This is a genomic window from Halorubrum halodurans (assembly GCF_002252985.1).
In the GTDB taxonomy this organism is placed as follows: domain Archaea; phylum Halobacteriota; class Halobacteria; order Halobacteriales; family Haloferacaceae; genus Halorubrum; species Halorubrum halodurans.
Genome location: NZ_NHPJ01000140.1, coordinates 1 through 1,683 on the forward strand (window position 1 = coordinate 1; position 1,683 = coordinate 1,683).

Genomic DNA, 1,683 nt, shown 5'->3' on the forward strand with positions numbered 1-1,683 from the left:
GCCGGCGGCGGAGCCGCCGGCGACGCCACCGCTCGGGCGATCGCTTGCCCCTTCACCTGGCTGTGCCATCCAGCGTGACTACTCGCCGAGCGCCTCGACGACGGAGACGAAGGGGACGCCGGCGCGGTCGGCGGTGACCCGGTCGCTCTCGGAGTCGCCGACGAAGACGGCGCGCTCCGGCTCGACGCCGAGCGCGTCGACCGCCGCCAGCAGCGACTCCGGCTCGGGCTTGCGGGTCTCGGCGGTGTCGCGGCCGACCACGGCGTCGACCGCCCCCTCGATGCCGTGCGTCTCGAGGGCGATCCGGCAGGCCTCCTCGCAGTTGAGCGAGCAGACCGCCGCGGGACGGTCGGCGGCGTCCGCGGCGAGGCGCTCGCCGAGCGGCAGCAGGACCGACTCGCGCGCGCCGACCCGCTCGTGATCGGCGATCGTCCCGTGGACGACGCCCTCGATGTCGTAGTCGGCGGCGGCGTCGAGCAGCGACCAGAGGTCGTCCGTCGGCGCGATCAACGCGCGTTCGGCGTAGGCGGCGACGACGTCGTCGGCGACGGCGTCCCAGTCGACCGCGAGTTCGAGGAGGGTGCCGTCGAGGTCGTACACGATCGCGTCGGCCGCGTCGAGGGCGGTCGTCATCGTGTGTCGAAGACGCCCCGAGCGATGACTTCCTTTTGGATCTCCGTCGTCCCCTCGTAGATCTCCGTGACCTTCGCGTCGCGGTAGAACCGCTCGACGTCGTACTCGCGGGTGTAGCCGTAGCCGCCGTGGATCTGGACCGCCTCGTTCGTCACCGACGTCGCGGCCTCGCTCGCCCGATACTTCGCCCGCGCGGCGGCGACGCGGGCGTCCTCGCCCGCCTCGGCCTTCCTCGCCGCCTCCCGGACGAGCAGCCGCGCGGCGGCGACGTCCGTCGACATCTCCGCCAGCTTGTGGCGGATGGACCCGATCTCCGAGAGCGGCTCGCCGAACTGCTCGCGTTCTCCGGCGTACTCGCGTGCCGCCTCGAGGGCGGCCCGCGCGACGCCCACGGCCTGCGCCGCGATGCCGATCCGGCCGCCGGTCAGGACCTCCAGCGCGGCCGCGAGCCCCCGTCCCTCCGGAGTCAGTCGGTTCGCTTCGGGGATCCGACAGCCGTCGAACGTGATCGGCGTCGTGTCGGAGGCGCGCAGACCGAGCTTCTCCTCCTTCGAGCCGACCTCGAACCCCTCGGTGTCCGCCGGAACGAGGAACTGGGTGATCGAGTCGGGGTCGTCGGGGTCGACCTTCGCGAAGACGACGGCGACGCCCGCGCGCGAGCCGTTCGTGATCCACTGTTTCTCGCCGTTCAGGACGTACTCCCCCGCGTCCGGGTCGTGCTCGGCGGTCGTCGACATGCCCGCCGGGTTCGATCCCGCGTGCGGCTCGGAGAGACAGAACGCCCCGACCGGCCGACCGTCGGCCATCTCCGGGAGCCACCGCTCCCGCTGGGGTTCCGTGGCGAACTCGGCGAGACAGGACGCGACGAGACAGTGGACGGAGAGGGCCGTCGCGACCGCGAGCGAGCCGTGCGCCAGCTCCTCGTTGACGACGGCGTACGTCGTCGCGTTCGCGTCGAATCCGCCGTACGCCTCGGGGACGGCCAGTCCCGTGAGTCCGAGCTCGGCGAGCCCATCCCACACGGCCTCGGGAAACGATCCCGTCGCGTCC

The 1,683-nt window shown here is 72.7% G+C and carries 2 protein-coding genes; both read right to left on the minus strand.

Annotated elements, in window-relative coordinates; translation table 11 throughout:
- Window positions 1–78: 78 nt before the first annotated feature.
- A complete protein-coding gene (locus tag DJ70_RS16095) occupies window positions 79–633 on the minus strand; it encodes an HAD-IA family hydrolase (protein WP_094534780.1) in 555 nt (184 codons plus the stop codon).
- Window positions 630–1,683: acyl-CoA dehydrogenase family protein (locus DJ70_RS16100; protein ID WP_094534782.1), on the minus strand; the 1,054-nt coding region annotated here is incomplete at its 5' end. The genes DJ70_RS16095 and DJ70_RS16100, both read right to left, overlap by 4 nt.